This is a genomic window from Sesame phyllody phytoplasma (genome assembly GCF_018390775.2).
Lineage (GTDB): Bacteria > Bacillota_I > Bacilli_A > Acholeplasmatales > Acholeplasmataceae > Phytoplasma > Phytoplasma australasiaticum.
Genome location: NZ_JAHBAJ020000058.1, coordinates 1 through 206, shown reverse-complemented (window position 1 = coordinate 206; position 206 = coordinate 1). Strand labels below are relative to the sequence as shown.

General features: G+C 38.3%; 1 pseudogene. It reads left to right on the top strand.

Annotation, left to right across the window (positions count from 1 at the left end):
- A pseudogene (locus KHD59_RS02480) lies at positions 1-206 on the top strand (group II intron reverse transcriptase/maturase); the annotation flags it as partial.

The window sequence follows — 206 nt, the reverse complement described above, 5'->3', positions numbered from 1 at the left end:
CAATAAGTATATTTTCCAAAGTCGCACCCATCTAACTGACCGTTTAAAAGCGGAACGTTGTGAGAACTGCGATAAAACATCCCAACTTCCAATTCATCATATCGGCACAATCCGCAATGCGCATCACCGAAGTATCATGAATAAAAGAACAAAGGTATTGTGTAAAGATTGTCATCGCAAGATAACCAATCGACAAATACATGATA